General features: G+C 58.1%; 15 protein-coding genes. 3 read left to right on the top strand and 12 right to left on the bottom strand.

Annotated features, from left to right (window positions below; translation table 11 throughout):
- Positions 1–21 precede the first annotated feature (21 nt).
- The 12 genes from nth to FRH_RS15810 form a co-directional block, all read right to left on the bottom strand.
- Entirely contained in the window at positions 22–660 is a 639-nt protein-coding gene (gene nth / locus FRH_RS15865) for an endonuclease III (protein ID WP_139527415.1), read from the bottom strand.
- Between the two features lie 15 nt (positions 661–675).
- Positions 676–1,377 (bottom strand): electron transport complex subunit E, encoded by a 702-nt coding sequence (locus FRH_RS15860; RefSeq protein ID WP_139527417.1) that lies wholly within the window; start codon positions 1,375–1,377, stop codon positions 676–678.
- Complete coding sequence (rsxG, locus tag FRH_RS15855) at positions 1,374–2,000, bottom strand: electron transport complex subunit RsxG (protein ID WP_281997237.1); 627 nt, start codon at positions 1,998–2,000, stop codon at positions 1,374–1,376. The genes FRH_RS15860 and rsxG overlap by 4 nt, the downstream gene beginning before the upstream one ends.
- Positions 1,997–3,028, bottom strand: a complete 1,032-nt coding sequence (locus FRH_RS15850) for an RnfABCDGE type electron transport complex subunit D (RefSeq protein ID WP_139527421.1) — start codon at positions 3,026–3,028, stop codon at positions 1,997–1,999. Before FRH_RS15850 ends, rsxG begins: the two co-directional genes overlap by 4 nt.
- Positions 3,025–4,686: an electron transport complex subunit RsxC gene (rsxC, locus tag FRH_RS15845; RefSeq protein ID WP_139527423.1), complete on the bottom strand. Its 1,662-nt coding sequence runs from the start codon at positions 4,684–4,686 to the stop codon at positions 3,025–3,027. Before rsxC ends, FRH_RS15850 begins: the two co-directional genes overlap by 4 nt.
- Positions 4,673–5,254 (bottom strand): electron transport complex subunit RsxB, encoded by a 582-nt coding sequence (gene rsxB, locus FRH_RS15840; RefSeq protein ID WP_139527425.1) that lies wholly within the window; start codon positions 5,252–5,254, stop codon positions 4,673–4,675. Before rsxB ends, rsxC begins: the two co-directional genes overlap by 14 nt.
- A gap of 5 nt (positions 5,255–5,259) precedes the next feature.
- Entirely contained in the window at positions 5,260–5,841 is a 582-nt protein-coding gene (gene rsxA, locus FRH_RS15835) for an electron transport complex subunit RsxA (protein WP_139527427.1), read from the bottom strand.
- Positions 5,838–7,427, bottom strand: coding sequence for a diguanylate cyclase (locus FRH_RS15830; RefSeq protein ID WP_139527428.1), 1,590 nt, complete (start codon positions 7,425–7,427; stop codon positions 5,838–5,840). The genes rsxA and FRH_RS15830 overlap by 4 nt, the downstream gene beginning before the upstream one ends.
- A 117-nt stretch (positions 7,428–7,544) precedes the next feature.
- On the bottom strand, positions 7,545–9,581 hold the full coding sequence (gene metG / locus FRH_RS15825) for a methionine--tRNA ligase (protein WP_239283339.1): 2,037 nt from the start codon (positions 9,579–9,581) through the stop codon (positions 7,545–7,547).
- Between the two features lie 105 nt (positions 9,582–9,686).
- Entirely contained in the window at positions 9,687–9,968 is a 282-nt protein-coding gene (locus FRH_RS15820) for a hypothetical protein (protein WP_139527432.1), read from the bottom strand.
- Between the two features lie 103 nt (positions 9,969–10,071).
- The gene (locus FRH_RS15815) at positions 10,072–11,253 is read right to left on the bottom strand and encodes a 1-acyl-sn-glycerol-3-phosphate acyltransferase (RefSeq protein ID WP_281997236.1); all 1,182 of its coding nucleotides are present in this window, start codon (positions 11,251–11,253) and stop codon (positions 10,072–10,074) included.
- 57 nt (positions 11,254–11,310) lie between these two features.
- On the bottom strand, positions 11,311–12,249 hold the full coding sequence (locus FRH_RS15810; protein ID WP_281997235.1) for a recombination-associated protein RdgC: 939 nt from the start codon (positions 12,247–12,249) through the stop codon (positions 11,311–11,313).
- Between the two features lie 166 nt (positions 12,250–12,415).
- Between FRH_RS15810 and FRH_RS15805 the strand changes: the two genes are divergently transcribed.
- The 3 genes from FRH_RS15805 (at position 12,416) to serC (ending at position 16,802) form a co-directional block, all read left to right on the top strand.
- Positions 12,416–12,850, top strand: coding sequence for a thioesterase family protein (locus tag FRH_RS15805; protein ID WP_139527438.1), 435 nt, complete (start codon positions 12,416–12,418; stop codon positions 12,848–12,850).
- A 165-nt stretch (positions 12,851–13,015) separates the two neighbouring features.
- Positions 13,016–15,715, top strand: coding sequence for a DNA gyrase subunit A (gene gyrA / locus FRH_RS15800; RefSeq protein ID WP_139527440.1), 2,700 nt, complete (start codon positions 13,016–13,018; stop codon positions 15,713–15,715).
- Complete coding sequence (serC, locus tag FRH_RS15795; protein WP_281997234.1) at positions 15,699–16,802, top strand: 3-phosphoserine/phosphohydroxythreonine transaminase; 1,104 nt, start codon at positions 15,699–15,701, stop codon at positions 16,800–16,802. The genes gyrA and serC overlap by 17 nt, the downstream gene beginning before the upstream one ends.
- Position 16,803: the final 1 nt, after the last annotated feature.

Here is a 16,803-nt window from a genome sequence, read left to right as displayed (position 1 = left end):
GATCCTGGCGGTGGCATGCCGTTAGGCAAGCTCGGTCTTTTCTTTATAGTCGCACAGATCTTCGATGATACAGCTACCGCAGCGAGGTTTTCGCGCAATGCACGTGTAACGCCCATGTAGTATCAGCCAATGATGGGCGTCTTGCTTGAAGACACTGGGGACATGGCGCAGCAGCTTTCGTTCGACCTCGATGACGTCCTTGCCCTTGGCGATGCCGGTGCGGTTCGATACGCGAAAAATGTGCGTATCCACCGCAATGGTAGGCTGACCAAAGGCCGTATTTAAAATCACATTGGCGGTCTTGCGACCCACCCCGGGGAGCGCCTCAAGCGCTTTGCGAGTTTGCGGGACCTGACCGCCATGCTGGTCGACCAGCAGGTGGCAGGTTTTCATGAGATTGTCTGCCTTGGTATTGAACAGCCCAATGGTTTTGATGTGCTGTTTTAGGCCGTCGATACCTAGTTCGATAATGGCTTGGGGCGTATTGGCGACCGGAAAAAGCCGGGCCGTTGCTTTGTTGACGCCTACGTCGGTGGCTTGGGCGGAAAGCAGTACCGCCGCGAGCAGCTCGAACGGCGTGCTCCAGTTGAGTTCGGTGGTGGGGTGCGGGTTTTCCGCCTGTAGGCGCGCGAAAATCTCATGACGCTTTTGGGCATTCATGGTGTGTTCTCTTGGTTACTTGATGGTGCCGGTCACTCGCACGCGCCGCTCGGCGCGCGGGGTGCTCGTCGTCGGCGCTGCCCGGAAAGCGCGCCGCGCATCCAGCGCATTTTTGAGTGCGATCAAAAGCCCGGCTACGAAGAAAGCGCCAGGCGGCAGAAGGAAAAAGAGAAACTGGTAATCCGCCACCAGGGTGATCTGCCAGTCAGCGGCCACGGGCCCCAACAGCAGCGCCATGTCGCTCAACAGGGTGCCCTGGCCCATGAGCTCGCGAATCGCGCCCATGAGCACCAGCACGGCACCAAACCCCAATCCCATCATCAAACCATCGATCGCCGCGGGCAGCACGGGTTGGCGGGAGGCAAACGCCTCCGCGCGACCCAATATGGCGCAGTTGGTCACGATAAGCGGAATGAAGATGCCTAGTATTTGATACAGCGAATAAGCAAACGCGGCCATCAGCAGCTCGGCGCAGGTCACGAAGGCGGCAATCACCATGACGAACGCAGGCAAGCGCACGGCACTGGGCACTTGGTGGCGAATCAGCGAGATCGTCGTGCTGGACCCCACCAGCACCAACAGTGTCGCCAGCGCCAAGCCTAATGCGTTCACTACGCTGGCGCTGACGGCCAGCAGTGGGCATAGGCCGAGTAATTGCACCAGCGCTGGATTGTTCGACCAAAGCCCTTCACGGGCCAGCTCTCTCCATTGGCTCATAGGGCTGAATCCTGCCGGGCGAGCTGTTGGTGATAATAGCGTAACGTATCGTGTACGGCGTTGATCACGGCCCGTGGCGTGATCGTTGCGCCGGTAAAACTGTCGAAGTCGCCGCCCTCTTTACGAACCGCCCAGCCGCTGGGGGATAGGCTTTGTAGGCTCAATCCGTCGAACGATGTGATCCAGTCGCTCCGGGAGCGTTCGATATCGTCGCCAAGCCCTGGCGTCTCTTGATGGTGAGTGACGCGCACACCGGTTATCTCGCCGCTCTGGTCAATGGCTACTAGCAGGCGAATCTCGCCATTATACCCTTGGCGGGTAACGACCGGCAGAATGGTGACGGCGTCGCCGCCTTGCTGCACCCGCCAACCCTCTTGTGGCATCCGGTGGCCCAATAATGAGGGAGCGGGTAACGAAAACGTGCCCTCTAGAACGGTTTGAACCGGTGCCGTGTCCAGTGACCCGGGGAGTACTTCCTGTAGCTGACGATGCTGATAGGCGAGCTGATGCGCGGCAATACGTTCCGCCGTCACGGCGCGGGTGAGGGTGACGCTACCGGCAGTGACGAGGGCAAACAGGCCCAGAGCCAACGCACCGCGTCGCATGGCGTGCTGGGGCGTCATGGCGCGCTCCTCTTGGTGCCGGAGTGAGCGGTAGATTGCCCCACTGGGCGTGGTACGCTGACAGTATCCAGCAGTGGCACGCAGAGGTTCATCAGCAACACCGCAAAAGCGACGGCATCGGGATAACCGCCTAAATGTCGAATCAGGATGATCAGTACCCCAATGCCCGCGCCGTAGAACAGCTTTCCCCGGCGGCTGGTGGCTGACGACACCGGGTCGGTGGCAATGAAAAAGGCGCCAAACAGCGTTGCCCCAGTGACAAGATGAAACAGCGGAGAGGCAAAGTGGCTGGTGTCGCTGGCGTAAAACAGCGCAGAGAGCAGCAGCATGCTGCCCAGCATGGCAACCGGGATATGCCAACTGATCAGCCGCTTGACGATCAATACCAAGCCCCCTATCAGCCATGCCAGGGCGATATTGCGCCAAGCCGCCAACGTGCCTTCTGGAAGTGGCGACGATGCCCAGAACTCACTGGCGAGCACGGCCTCGCCCTTGTGTTTGAAGGCATCGAGTGGCGTAGCGCCGCTGAGTGCATCCAGCGTGGTCATGGGCACGGTTCCTAATATTTGCGGCCATAACGTATCGGACCAGATTGCTTGTGGAGGTGCCCAGAGCGTCATTTGCGTGGGAAACGATACGAGCAGAAGTGCATAACCCACCATTGCAGGGTTGAACGGATTGTGGCCCAAGCCACCGTAAAGTTGCTTGGCAACGACGACGGCGGCGATCACACCCACGCCTATTAGCCACCATGGGCTGGCAGGCGGTAGTGAGGCACCTAGCAAAACCCCGGTGAGCAGGGCGCTGGCGTCATTGAGCGTTGGCCAGACGGGGCGACGGCGTAGTCTCAGAATGAACGCTTCAGCGGCGACGGCCAAAAGCGCCGCGATCAGTACGTTGCTGAGCACCCCGAGTCCAAAATAGAGCGTCATCATCCCGAGACCGGGTAGCATGGCGGCGATGACCCAGCGCATGGTATGAGCTGTCGAGGGAGTGCCCCCTAGATGAGAGGCGTGCATCATGCTCATGGGGCTTCCTTATACTCACTGGCGGCGCGGGCTTCGGCCAGTCGCGCTTCTGCCGCTTTGAGATTCTCTTGAGCAGTGGCGAGTTGGGTCTCCAAGTCGTCGTGGCGCTGCTGCGGGTCTTCAGCGGCGGCCCGCGCCAATACTTTCTCCGCTTTACGCACGGCCGCTTTTGCAGCCGTTTGAGCAATGCGCAAGCTGCGCAGATCCGCCACGGGGAGGGAGGGCGAGTCCATGGTGCCATTCGCGCTGGGCGACTGTTGGGCAAGGCGAGCCTGGCGGCGCGCTTTCTTCTCTGCCTCTTCTCTGGCCAGCCGTGCCTGACGAAATTCAAAGCGATGTTTGGCGTGTTCCGCTTTGGCGGTCTCGATGCGTTTATGTCGAATGCGCTGTTTCGCCGAGCGGTAGTCCTGCACCAGGGGGATCGCGCTCGGGCAAACGTAGCTGCAGGCACCGCACTCGATGCAATCGAACAGATGGTGAGCGTCGAGGGCGGTGTCGTTTTGGGCGCGGGCATACCAGTGCAACTGCTGGGGAAGCAATTGAGCAGGACACACGCTTTCACACGCTCCGCAGCGAATGCAGGGGGCTTCCGCTGGCGCTGGCGGCAGCTCCTCTTCTGTGGCAGCAATCAGACAGTTGGTGGTTTTGGTGACGGGAGCGGCCAATGAGGTTAGAGGCGTACCCATCATCGGCCCGCCGACTACCACGCGATGGAGCCGTTCTTGCACTAAGCCCACCTGCTCCAGAAGCGACGCGATCGAGGTGCCTACACGCACCCAGTAGTTGCCAGGATGAGCAATGGCATCACCGGTGAGCGTGACGACTCTTTCTACCACAGGCGTCCCGTCGCGAACCGCTTGCAGTGCCGCCATCAGCGTTCCGGGGTTGTGGCACAGCACGCCGATATCGGCAGGTAGACCGCCGCTGGGCACGTCGCGATTCAGCAGTTTTTTGATGAGCTGGCGTTCCCCCCCACTGGGGTAGCGCGTCTCGATGACCTTGAGTGCCACCTTGGCGGGCCGCCCAAGGTCAGCGAGAACGGCTTGGAGCGCTTGACAGGCCTCAGGCTTGTTATCTTCGATACCGACGATGATGTGTGCGGCTCCGCATAGACGGGCCAGCAACTGAGCTCCCTCGAGCACATCCGCCGCATGGTAACGTAGCGTCAGGTCATCGGCGGTAATGTAAGGCTCGCACTCGGCGGCATTGACCACTAGCGTGTCAATCGCGTGCTGCTGGCTGACATTGGCTTTGAGGTAGGTTGGAAAGCCTGCACCGCCCAGGCCCACCAGCCCCGCCTCGTCCAGTCTTGATAGCAGCGCGTCGCAATGGGTGGTGCGCCAATCCAATGGCGGTAGCGTTATCCGGCGATCTTCACCATCGCCTTGAATGACGATGTCGCTGTCGGTGATCTCGATCACGGTGCCGCTGATACTGGCGTGCACATTGGCTGAGACCATTCCGTCGCGACGGGCGACTGGCGTGCCTGTGTCGACCGCATCGCCCACGTTCACGCAGGGCAGCGCCGCTTTACCGGTGTGTTGCGACAGCGGTAGCGCGACCACATTGGGCAGCGGTGCGATGCGCAGCGGCGCTCGATTCGAGCGCTCTTTGCGTTCGGGCGGGTAGATGCCGCCTGGAAAGTCATTGGCTCGCATGCACGCTCCTAAGTGGTTGGCGGTCGCTCACGATCGGGTCCCACTGAGTCAGCGGTTTGCGTCGGGGCAGCATATCGATGCAATCCACCGGGCAGGGCGCCACGCAGAGGTCGCAGCCGGTACATTCGTCCTCGATCACCGTATGCATCTGTTTGGCCGCGCCGACAATGGCATCCACCGGGCACGCCTGAATACACTTGGTGCAGCCGATACACTCGGCTTCGCGAATGTAGGCCACCGTATCCTCATCAGTGGCTTCGCCGTCCAGTGGAGCGGGGTCACGGCCCAGCAGGTCCGCCAGTGCTTGTATGGTCGCATCGCCCCCGGGAGGGCACTTATTGATGGCGTCGCCCTGATTGATCGCTTCGGCGTAGGGTCGGCAACCGGGGTAGCCACACTGACCACATTGGGTTTGAGGCAGCAGCGCATCGATGTTCTCGACGAGGGGGTTCTCTTCGCCTTTGAAGCGAGCGCTTGCCATACCCAACAAGGCGCCAAACACGATGCCCAGGCCGGTAAGGACGCCAGCGGCGCTCAGCACGCCCCACCATGAAAAAGGTTCGCTCATGGTCGTTACCCCTGTGCCAATCCAGAAAAACCAAGAAACGCCAGCGACATCAGACTGGCAGTGATCATGGCAATGGCCGCACCGCGAAAGGGTTTGGGCACATCTGCACTGGCCAAGCGTTCGCGCATGGCAGCGAATAGCACCAACACTAGCGAGAAGCCTAACGCCGCGCCTAGACCATACAGCGTGGTATGGAAAAAGCTTAGCTCGCGGTTGAGCGACAGTAGTGCTACGCCTAGCACGGCGCAGTTGGTGGTGATGAGCGGCAGAAATATACCTAATACCTGATGCAATAACGGACTGAGCTGGCGCACCATGATCTCGGTAAATTGCACGACAGCGGCAATCACGACGATGAAACTGATGGTTCGTAAGTAGGTGACGTCCAGCGGAACGAGCAAGCCATGGTAAACCACGTAGCTCGCGGCGGACGCGAGGGTCAAAACGAACGTGGTCGCCAGTGACATGCCCAGAGCCGATTCGAGCTTGTTCGACACGCCCATGAAGGGACAAAGCCCGAGAAACTGGACCAGCACGAAATTGTTCACCAGCGCGGTGGTGATCAGGATGACGAAGAGTTCATTCATGACGGCGTATTTTGCTTCGAAATTGGGCAGCTGACTAGAGACGGCTCGAAGAGGATGACACAGTGGCGACCTTGTGCTTTGGCAAGGTAGAGTGCTTGGTCGGCGGTCGTCATGATGGCGCTGGGGAGTGATGCCTCGCTATCGTCTAGCATGCCAATCCCAACGCTGATGGTGACATGTTCGCAGACCGGGGAGCGTTCATGGCGTAAGTGTAACTGATCCACGGCATCGACCAGCGCGTTGGCAAGTGTCTTGGCGTGCTGTGAGGTGACGCCTGGCAGCAACGCACTGAACTCCTCGCCGCCGGTGCGTGCGATGAAAAAGCCGTGACGGCTTGCCACGTCCTGTAGTGCAGCGGCTACTCGTTTTAAGCATTCGTCGCCTTGTTGATGGCCGTAGCCATCGTTGTAGAGCTTGAAGTGATCGATATCGAGCATCATGACCGCCAGCGGTGCCACCTCCTGCGTGGCTTGACTCACCGCAGCCGTCAAGCGCTGGTCGAACAGCCGCCGATTGGGTAGCTCTGTCAACGCATCGTGGGTGGACATACGCAATAGCTCCGCATTGAGCTGGTGCTGGCAGGCGAGCTGCTCGCGAAATGCCCTGGAAAGGAGACCGATTTCATCGCGACGCTCGGTCAACCCCTCGCTGTCATCGAATTGGCCCGCAAACTGTGTGAACGCAGTGAGCTGGCGCAAAGGCTTCAGCACCATACGTTCTAGCAAAAACAGTACCAAACCAATGACGAGCAGCATCAAACCCGCCGTCCACACCAACAGATAGCGAAACGTAGTAAGGTTTGCCAGGTACTGCACGCGATTGAGTTCTATCGTCAACGACACGGCCTCGGAAGTGCCGTAGGCAGCGAACAAGTGAGAGGCCGTTACCTGATCCCCCGAGAACGTGAGCTCGGTTGAATGGGCAGCGGCAAAGGGCTCGACCTGCAGCGATAGAGAGAGCCCTGTGTAATCCGTCATTCTTTCGAGCCAAGCATCATCCAGGGCGCGGACCTTGAATAGCCAGCCGTTAGGCGGACCGCTCTCGTCGGTGTGGAGTATGTGGCTGGCGGCGACAAGGGCGGGCCACTGTTCGATGTACATGGCCATTGGCGCTACCTGGGTAGCGATGGCCGACTGCATGGTATCGACCCAGGGTGCCATCCACGCGCAGGGACCAACGGCGGCTGTGCAGGTTTGGTAGCGCCCGGTGGTCGGCTCCAACCCCGCCAAGAAATGAACCTCACCTTGTAGCGTAAAGAACGCCATGAGGTGATAGTTCATATCTTCGAACATTTGCTGGCTAAAATTGACCTCGGCGTAGCGAGGATAGCTGCCCTCGATGAACTGGTAGGTGTCATCCCAGTGTGCCCAGTCCTGCGCCTGAGCAAGCAGGCTTTCCTGGTTGAGCTCGAGGCTACGCGTCGCCCGGTCGAGTTCACGCTGCACCGCAGTGCGCTCTTCGGCTTTCAGCGCTGGAAAAATCAGCCATTTGCTGATGGCTGCGAGTGCTACCATGGCCACGATCAATACTCCGCCCAGTACGGCAAAGAAACGAAAACGCAAGGACAAGGAGAAGCGCTGGCCCATAGAGCAGACTCATGTTGTTGTTAATGAATGAAGGCCACTAACGGTGTGAATGAAAGTCCCTTAAAGACGAAAGGGGCAGGCTCATCGCCTTGCCCCTTTCGTCCATGAACGGCGGCGTTACGTTACACGTTGACCTGGTTCCGCGCCAGCGTCCGGTGAGAGCAAATAAATGCCCTCTTTGTTAGCCGAGGCGAGTACCATACCTTCGGAAATGCCAAATCGCATCTTGCGAGGCGCTAGGTTGGCGACCATGACGGTCAGGCGGCCTTCCAACGCTTCGGGCGAGTACGCAGAGCGAATGCCCGAGAAGACGTTGCGGGTTTCGCCGCCCAAATCCAAGGTAAGCTGGAGGAGCTTGTCAGCGCCCTCGACATACTGCGCTTTGGCAATGCGTGCAATACGCAGGTCCACTTGGGCGAACGCGTCAAAGTCGATTTCCGCAGCGATGGGCGTCTCGGCCAGCGGGCCCTTGGGTGCGCTTTTCAACTTCTGCTCTTCGACCAGATCCTCTTTCGATGCCTCGATCATTGCATCGATTTTCTCACGCTCGACGCGAGTCATGAGCGGCTTGAATTTGTTGATCGAATGATTGACGAGTACGTTACCACGGCTTCCCCAATCCAGAGTGTCAACATTTATAAACTCGCGTGCCTGCTCGGCCATGGCGGGGACGACGGGTGCCAAGTAGACCATCAGCTGGCGGAACAGATTAATGCCGACCGAGCAGATGTCCAGCACCTCCTGGTCACGTCCCTCTTGCTTGGCCAGCGCCCAGGGCTCTTTTTCAGCAATGTAGGTATTCGCTTCATCGGCCAATTCCATGATTTTACGCATGGCGCGGCTGAATTCGCGGGCTTCGAAATCGGCGGCGATCTCGTCGCCTGCAGCGATGAAACGCGCGACCATTTGCGGCTCGGCGCAATGCGGCGAGAGCGTGCCGCCACCGAGCTTTTTGACGAAACCGGCGCAGCGGCTAGCGATATTCACGACCTTACCCACGAGATCCGAATTCACGCGTGCGGCGAAATCCTCGAGGTTCAAGTCGAGATCATCCACTTTCGAGGTGAGCTTGGCAGCAAAGTAGTAGCGCAGGTACTCAGGATTGAGGTGTTCGGCGTAGGTGGCCGCTTTGATAAAGGTGCCGCGGGACTTCGACATCTTCGCGCCATCGACGGTCAAGAAACCGTGGCAGTTGACCGCGGTGGGAGTGCGCAGGTCGGCACCGTGGAGCATGGCGGGCCAGAACAGCGCATGAAAGTAGACGATGTCTTTACCGATGAAGTGGTAGACCTCGGCGTCGGAGTCCTTTTTCCAGAAACGGTCGAAATCGAGCCCATCGCGCTCGCATAGGTTTTTGAAACTGGCGAGATAGCCAATCGGAGCGTCGAGCCAGACATAGAAGTACTTGCCTGGGGCGTCGGGGATCTCGAACCCAAAATAGGGCGCGTCGCGGGAAATGTCCCACTCGTTGAAACCGGACTCGAACCACTCCATTAGTTTGTTACGGATTTGCGGCTGCACGTGGCCGTCGTTGATCCACTCCTGTAGAAAATCAGCGAAGTCCGGCAGTTTGAAGAAGTAGTGGGTAGAACTCCGCACCTCGGGCGTTGCACCAGAGATGGCGGACACCGGATTGATCAAGTCTGCTGGCGTGTAGGTCGCGCCGCATTTTTCGCAGTTGTCGCCGTACTGATCGTCCGAATGGCATTTCGGGCAGGTGCCTTTGATGAAGCGGTCAGCAAGAAACAAGCCTTTCTGCGGGTCGAACATCTGCTCGATATCGCGAGTCGCGATATGGCCTTTGTCACGCAGGCGGGTATAGATCAATTCGCTAAAGTGGCGGTTTTCGTCCGAGTGCGTGGAATGATAGTTATCGAACCCTACACCGAAGCGGGCAAAATCTTCCTGATGATCTTGTGAGACGCGCTCGATCAGCGCTTCTGGCGAGATACCTTCCTGCTCGGCACGCAGCATGATCGCCGTGCCGTGCGCATCGTCGGCGCAAACGTAGTAACACCGCTGGCCACGGCTTTTTTGAAAGCGTACCCATATATCTGTTTGGATATACTCCAGAAGGTGACCGAGATGAATGGCGCCATTGGCATAGGGAAGGGCGCTCGTCACCAGAATGTTGCGCGGGGCAGTATTGGACATGGTGAGTGAAAATTCCGGTTAGACAATACAAATAAAGACGTCGAAGGGGAGGTGCTTCGCCGGTAACGTCAGGTTGAAGGCGAATTAGTCGCCAGTAACAACGGCTTAGTAGAGCGCCTGCTCTTCTTGCACCACTTCGCGCAATAATTCTAAGAACAGTTTATCAGCCTCGGAGTGCTCGGCAGGGTCTTCGGGAATATGCACGCTGGTCGTGTCAGAAATTTCATTGGCAATGCGCGCCATGACGGCTGGGCTGCTGCCTTCGGTGAGCTGCGAACGGGCAATGGCCAAAGACTGCTCGAGAATTTTAGGATCTTGTAGTAGTTTGCGGATAAAGCCGCGTAGCTCATTGATAATACGTGTTTTTTGAATTTCTGATGCGGACATGGGGAGTCTCCTTAAGACCGCGCTTGGCAAAACGACCAAGCGTGACCAATGAATGCCTTGACCATAGCACTTTTTCTACTCGTCAGCATGCGCAGATTGACGGCTAAAGACTCAGCCTGCCTGCCTTGTGTTTCACAGGGTTGGCGTACTGCTCGAGCCAATAGGGATGCAGTGCTTCGGGGACACTGGCCAAGCGCGCCTTGAACCGCTCACGATCCTGTCGAGTAATTGCTTTACGGGCGACCAGCTCGGGTGACTCGCCTAGTGCTTCCAGCGCCAAATAGTGGCTGGGGAAGAGGCGATAGCCGCCAATGACTTGCCGATCGATTTCAGCGGCCACCTCGTCGGGGGTGGCCATGTCGGCACCGACCGGCGTGCCGAATTTGAGCTGAACGCGCCCTTTAGACCCGGTGATCCCTGCTACGATAGAGCGAATGTCTTCAAACTCGCTTTTGGCGTAGCTGCCCTGGTGGGCGATATCGTGCAGCTCTTGGGCTTTTTGCACGTCGCAGGGATCATACTCGTAGCTGATCGAGACCGGCACCAACTTGAGCTCGGCAATGGCGTCACCAAACACCATGTCGCGTTCGGCGTGACGTTTGGCCATGATGAGCATTTTGATGATGGCAGGGTCCGTTCGGTCAATGCCGTTTTTGGCACGGCCTTCGCGCTGAGCCATCCATATGGAGTGGTTGTCTTCGGTAATCGAGTGGCGGATATACGAAGAGAGCTGCTGATAGGCGGCCAGCATGGCCCGCTTGCCGCGCGCGCTGCGAGGCACGATGAAGCTCTTGTTAAGGCGCATCAGGTCGGTGACATAGGGTTTTTTCAGTAAGTTATCACCTATGGCGATGCGCACGGTGTCTCGTCCCGCTTCATAAAGCGCATAATTGACGAAGGCAGGATCCAGTGAAATGTCGCGGTGGTTACCAATGAAGAGGTAAGCGCCGTCATCGTCGAGTTTGTCGAGGCCCGACACATCGAAGGCATCGGTCGTCGTGCGGATCATGCGCACCATATAGCTGGCAATGCGCATCTGAAATTCTCGGACGCTGGTCACTCCTTTGACTTCTCTTCGAACGGCATGGCCTGCCAGCGCGCGCGCCAGCGGTGGCGCCCACTTGGCCATGCGGGGCAGCCGGAAGCGGGTTAGCGCATCGAGCAGCTCGCTGTCGCGAGAAAGCCTTTCGAGTACATCGGCTACCTCATGATCCGCATAAGGACGAATGTCGGCCCAGGGGTCATTCGGCGTGTCAGCGTGTGGTGCGTTATTGTGTTGAGTCATGCGATCCGTTGGGTATCTACTAAATAATCGAGTGACGGTATCTGTGCGTATCGTTCGTTAGGCGTCTGATGGAGTCGTCGGTTCCCGCTGAGTTTCGCCACCGAGCCATTCGAGTAGGCGGGATACGTCCTCGGACAATGCCTGTGCCATCAAAATAAAATCGGTTTCCAATCGAGCCAGCGCATCGTCGCCGTCATCGGCATGATCCGCTTCTTCGATGAGCGCGTTGCCAAAGCGTAGCGATTTGAGCGCTAGATCGTCGTGCAGCACGAAGCTTAGACGGCCGTCGAGACTCATCGCCAGTTTGCTGGCTTGGCGCCCGCTTTCGAGAAGCTGTTGAATTTCGTCGCTGTCGAGATCGACCTGGCGCGCGCGCAGTACGCCGTCGTCACCTTTGGCCTTGAGCTCCACTTGGTCGCCAAGCTGGAGGTCGGCAGGGCGGCTGGCCGGGTCGCCAAGCCAAGTAGTCATGGCGCGGATGGGCAACGTTTGGCTACTGAGCGGCGTGACTTTCAAGCTGCCGAGGGTTTCGCGCAGCAGGTCCAGTACATCCTCAGCGCGGCTGCGCGAGCTGGCATTCACGCCAATGAGCTGACGCTTCGTGTCCCACCAGAGGTCGATTTTTTGGCTGCGGACGAAGGCGCGGGGCAAGAGCGCTTCGGTAACTTGCTCTTTGAGTGCCATTTTTTCTTTACGGGTCACTTTACGCCCTTCGCTGGCCTCGATGTCAGCGACCTTTTCATCGACTTCTTCTTTGACGACCGAGGCGGGAAGCAGACGTTCCTGGCGCAAGGCCGAGAGTAGGCGGTGCCCCTGAATCTCATGGACACGCTGGTCGCCGCCTAGCCGTCCGGCAGGAGCCGTCCAGCCCAAGCGGCGTGCATCCGCATTGCCTAGCGGCTTGGCCGCGTGCTCATCCAGTGCATTGGCCAGGGTTTGGCTATCTAGCTCGGGAGCGCCGTGCAGGCGATATAAATGCAGGTGCTTAAACCACATGTCACCGATCCTATGAAAAAGGTGGCACATTATGTCGAAACGCGGCCTTTCCTACCAGCACCTTGGCGCAGCGACTTGCTGTTGCACTAGTTTAAAACTTGTGTTTGATTTGCAAGGTGTTAACGATTCCTTGCCCATTTCCATAAGCAGTGAACAAGAGGATGCTATGTCTGAATCAATTTCCCAAGTTGGTATGCGGGTTCGTGGTTACCATTTGGATGGCTATGGCCATGTCAACAATGCGCGCTACTTGGAGTTCATGGAGGAGGGGCGATGGGCGTTCTTTGATGAACATCCCCGGCTCATTGGGCAGCTTCACAGTGCTGGTCGCGCTTTCGTCGTCGTCAATTTGAACATCGACTATCGCGCGGCGGCCGTGCAGGGGGACGATTTGCAGGTATTCACGGGCATCGTCGACGTGGGTGAGCGAAGTGCGCTCTGCCATCACCGCATCATTCGATCTGACGGCACCTTGATCGCCCAGGCCGACCTCACCTTCGTTCTGTTGGATGTGAAGGACAATAAAGCCGCCGCCATCGAAGGGGAGGTGCGCGATGTGCTGCAGGGGATGGTCGTGGCCAAGGAGTCGTTCACGCCCTGAGTGGTAATGGTGGTGTCATCGACTGCCCTTGATGCGTATGCAGTGGTATGATGGCCTGGTCTCTGCGCGCCGTCTTCCCGTGCTAAGTCTCGTACGGCAAAAGACGGCATTTTCAAGCGCTTTCAACTCTCGCAGTGCCAATGCAGTGCAAAGGATCTGACTTTCATGGGTGACATCGCCAGAGAAATCTTGCCCGTCAATATTGAAGACGAGCTCAAACAGTCGTACCTCGACTATGCGATGAGTGTCATTATCGGTCGCGCGCTCCCCGACGTGCGCGACGGCCTAAAGCCCGTTCACCGGCGTGTGCTGTTTGCCATGCACGAGCTGGGCAATGACTGGAATAAACCGTACAAAAAGTCGGCGCGTGTCGTCGGCGATGTCATCGGTAAATACCACCCGCACGGAGATAGTGCGGTGTATGACACCATCGTACGCATGGCGCAGCACTTCTCCATGCGTCATGTGCTGGTGGATGGACAAGGTAACTTTGGTTCCATCGACGGTGACAACGCGGCGGCCATGCGTTACACCGAGGTGCGCATGGCGCGCCTAGCCCACGAGCTGCTGGCGGATCTCGAAAAAGACACGGTCGATTGGGTCGATAACTACGACGGCACCGAACGAATCCCAGACGTGCTGCCTACGAAAGTTCCCAACCTGTTGATCAACGGGTCGTCGGGCATCGCGGTGGGCATGGCGACGAACATACCGCCGCACAACATGCGGGAAGTGATCGACGGTTGCTTGGCGCTCATCGACGACTACACGCTCTCGGTGGATGATCTGATGCAATACATCCCCGGTCCTGATTTCCCCACCGGGGGGATCATCAACGGGCGTGCGGGCATTCTCGATGCCTATCGCACTGGCCGTGGACGTATTTACGTACGCGCGTGCCACACCATCGAGCACGACGATAAAACCGGCCGTGACCATATCATCATCACCGAGCTGCCGTATCAGGTGAACAAGGCGCGGCTGATCGAGAAAATTGCCGAGCTGGTCAAAGAGAAGAAAATCGACGGCATCGCCGAGCTGCGTGACGAGTCAGACAAGGATGGCCTGCGCGTGGTGATCGAAATCAAGCGCGGTGAGTCCGGCGAGGTCGTCGTCAATAACCTGTTTGCGCAAACTCAGCTTCAGAACGTGTTTGGCATCAACATGGTGGCGCTTGAGAACGGCCAGCCGCGTACGCTCAATCTCAAAGAGATGCTCGAGGCGTTCATTCGCCATCGCCGCGAGGTCGTCACCCGCAGGACGCTTTTCGAACTCAAGAAAGCCCGTGAACGTGGTCATCTGTTGGAAGGCCTAGCCGTTGCTATCTCCAACATCGATGAGGTCATCGAGCTGATCAAGGCCTCTCCCAATGCCGCTGAAGCGCGTGAAAAGCTGCTGGCGAAGGTGTGGCGGCCCGGGCAGGTGACGGCCATGCTGGAGCGCGCTGGCGCGACTTCCTGTAAGCCAGAAGAGTTGGAAGAGGGCTTTGGCCTCAACCCCTCGGCCACGGAATATCGGCTCTCGCCCGCCCAGGCGCAGGCCATTCTAGAGCTTCGCCTACACCGTTTGACCGGGCTGGAAACCGAGAAGCTGCTCGATGAGTATCTCTCCATCCTCGAAAAGATCGCCGAGTTTACCGAGATTTTGGCCTCCGCCGATCGCCTGATGGAAGTGATCCGCGAAGAGCTACATGCGGTGCGTGATCAGTTCGGGGACGATCGCCGCACGGAGATCCAGGCAAGCCACTTGGATCTTTCCATCGAAGATTTGATTGCCGAAGAGGACATGGTCGTCACCGTTTCCCGCTCGGGCTATGCGAAGACGCAACCGCTATCGGATTATCAGGCGCAGCGCCGCGGCGGTCGTGGCAAGTCGGCGACGTCCATGAAAGACGAAGACGTCATCGAGCACCTGCTGGTGGCCTCGACCCACGACACCGTGCTGCTCTTCTCCAACCGTGGCAAGGTGTACTGGCTGAAAGTGTACGAAATGCCGAATGCCAGCCGTGGCTCCCGTGGTAAACCGTTGGTCAACATGCTGCCGCTGGAAGAGGGCGAGTCGGTCAACGCCATTTTGCCGGTGCGCGACTATGACCCCGAGCACTACATCTTCTTCGCTACAGCCAATGGCACGGTGAAGCGTACCAGCCTCGAACAGTTCTCCCGTCCGCGCAGCGTTGGTTTGATTGCGATCGATCTTGAAGAGGGCGACCGTTTGGTGGGGGCGGCGATTACGTCGGGCTCCGATCACGCGATGCTGCTCTCTTCCAACGGTAAAGCGATCCGTTTCGAAGAGGGTAACGTGCGCGCTATGGGCCGTACCGCTCGCGGCGTGCGTGGCATGCGTCTCGCCGATGAGGCGGAAGTGATCAGCCTGATCATTCCCAAGAGTCAGCAGATCGATGCCGAAGCCGATACCGACGCAGATGTGGATGCCCCAGAAGAAGCCCTTGCTTCAAGCGAAAGCGAGGGCCAGATATATATCCTTACGGCCAGTGAGAATGGATACGGCAAGCGTACACGCCTCGAAGAGTTCCCGCTGCGCGGCCGAGGTGGACAAGGCGTCATCGCCATGCAAACCAGTGAGCGTAACGGCTCGCTAGTGGCGGCGATGCAGGTCTACGACAGCGACGAAATGATGTTGATCACCGATCGCGGTACGTTGGTACGCACCCGCGTGGAGGAGGTCTCCATCACCTCCCGAAACACGCAAGGGGTCATGCTGATTCGTTTGGGGAAAGAAGAGAAATTGGTGAAAACCGTTCGCGTGGACGAGCCTGAAGAGACGGATGACGTAGACACGGGCGAACCAGCAGACGCAGACAATGGCGCACAGGAACCGGGAACCGATGACACGTCATTATAATTTTTGTGCAGGGCCCGCAGCCCTGCCTAGCGCCGTACTCGAGCGCGCCCGTAGCGAGCTGCTGGACTATCAAGGTCGCGGCTTGTCGGTCATGGAGATGAGTCACCGCAGCGACGAGTTCGTTGCGATTGCAGAGCGCGCCGAAGCCGATCTTCGTGACCTGTTAGCCATTCCTAGTCACTACCGCGTGCTCTTTCTTCAAGGCGGCGCGAGCATGCAGTTCTCGATGATTCCGATGAACCTGCTGGGCCAAGGGGGCAGTGCCAATTTCATCCAAACGGGGATTTGGGGGAAGAAAGCGCTGAATGAGGCCAAGCGACTGGGTTTTGCCTGCCACGTCGCGGCCAGCAGCGAGGCAAATGGGCATACGGCCGTCCCGGGTGAGGAATCACTGACGATCAGCGATGATGCGGCTTACTTGCATTACACCTCCAATGAAACCATTGGAGGGTTGGAGTTCGACTACATCCCGCAGTCGATTCGAGTAGATGGCAACGACGTGCCGCTGGTGTGCGACATGTCGTCGAACATCCTCTCTGGCCCCATTGATGTCAGTGAGTTTGGCGTCATTTATGCGGGCGCTCAGAAGAACATTGGTCCGGCAGGTTTGACCATCGTCTTGGTTCGCGATGACCTGCTGGGAAGCGCGCCCAGCACCATCCCGTCACTATTCGATTATCAACTGCTGGCGGAAGCGGGTTCCATGGTGAACACGCCACCTACTTACGCGTGGTATTTATCGGGCCTTGTTTTTCAATGGTTGAAAAACGATGTGGGTGGCTTGGAAGCGATGGATGCGATGAATCAGCGTAAAGCGCAAAAGCTATACGCCGCGATCGACGGCAGTCGTTTTTACAGCAATCCCATTGCGCGACAGAACCGTTCTCGTATGAACGTACCGTTCGTACTGGCAGATGAACGTCTGGACGCGGTGTTCTTACGGGAGGCCGACGAGGCTGGGCTGCTCAACTTGAAAGGGCATCGTAGCGTAGGCGGCATGCGCGCTAGTTTGTATAACGCCGTTCCCGAAGAGGCGGTCGATGCTTTAATTGCCTTCATGGCGGATTTCGAACAACGAAGAGGCTAAC

The sequence above is a fragment of the Halomonas sp. A020 genome (genome assembly GCF_027943625.1).
Lineage (GTDB): Bacteria > Pseudomonadota > Gammaproteobacteria > Pseudomonadales > Halomonadaceae > Vreelandella > Vreelandella piezotolerans.
This window is presented reverse-complemented; position numbering and strand designations above follow the sequence as displayed.

Bases quoted from the DNA above. Each gene is read 5' to 3' on its own strand.
- nth (WP_139527415.1), bottom strand. From the start codon at position 660: ATGAATGCCCAAAAGCGTCATGAGATTTTCGCGCGCCTACAGGCGGAA.
- FRH_RS15860 (WP_139527417.1), bottom strand. From the start codon at position 1,377: ATGAGCCAATGGAGAGAGCTGGCCCGTGAAGGGCTTTGGTCGAACAAT.
- rsxG (WP_281997237.1), bottom strand. From the start codon at position 2,000: ATGACGCCCCAGCACGCCATGCGACGCGGTGCGTTGGCTCTGGGCCTG.
- FRH_RS15850 (WP_139527421.1), bottom strand. From the start codon at position 3,028: ATGAGCATGATGCACGCCTCTCATCTAGGGGGCACTCCCTCGACAGCT.
- rsxC (WP_139527423.1), bottom strand. From the start codon at position 4,686: ATGCGAGCCAATGACTTTCCAGGCGGCATCTACCCGCCCGAACGCAAA.
- rsxB (WP_139527425.1), bottom strand. From the start codon at position 5,254: ATGAGCGAACCTTTTTCATGGTGGGGCGTGCTGAGCGCCGCTGGCGTC.
- rsxA (WP_139527427.1), bottom strand. From the start codon at position 5,841: ATGAATGAACTCTTCGTCATCCTGATCACCACCGCGCTGGTGAACAAT.
- FRH_RS15830 (WP_139527428.1), bottom strand. From the start codon at position 7,427: ATGGGCCAGCGCTTCTCCTTGTCCTTGCGTTTTCGTTTCTTTGCCGTA.
- metG (WP_239283339.1), bottom strand. From the start codon at position 9,581: ATGTCCAATACTGCCCCGCGCAACATTCTGGTGACGAGCGCCCTTCCC.
- FRH_RS15820 (WP_139527432.1), bottom strand. From the start codon at position 9,968: ATGTCCGCATCAGAAATTCAAAAAACACGTATTATCAATGAGCTACGC.
- FRH_RS15815 (WP_281997236.1), bottom strand. From the start codon at position 11,253: ATGACTCAACACAATAACGCACCACACGCTGACACGCCGAATGACCCC.
- FRH_RS15810 (WP_281997235.1), bottom strand. From the start codon at position 12,249: ATGTGGTTTAAGCACCTGCATTTATATCGCCTGCACGGCGCTCCCGAG.
- FRH_RS15805 (WP_139527438.1), top strand. From the start codon at position 12,416: ATGTCTGAATCAATTTCCCAAGTTGGTATGCGGGTTCGTGGTTACCAT.
- gyrA (WP_139527440.1), top strand. From the start codon at position 13,016: ATGGGTGACATCGCCAGAGAAATCTTGCCCGTCAATATTGAAGACGAG.
- serC (WP_281997234.1), top strand. From the start codon at position 15,699: ATGACACGTCATTATAATTTTTGTGCAGGGCCCGCAGCCCTGCCTAGC.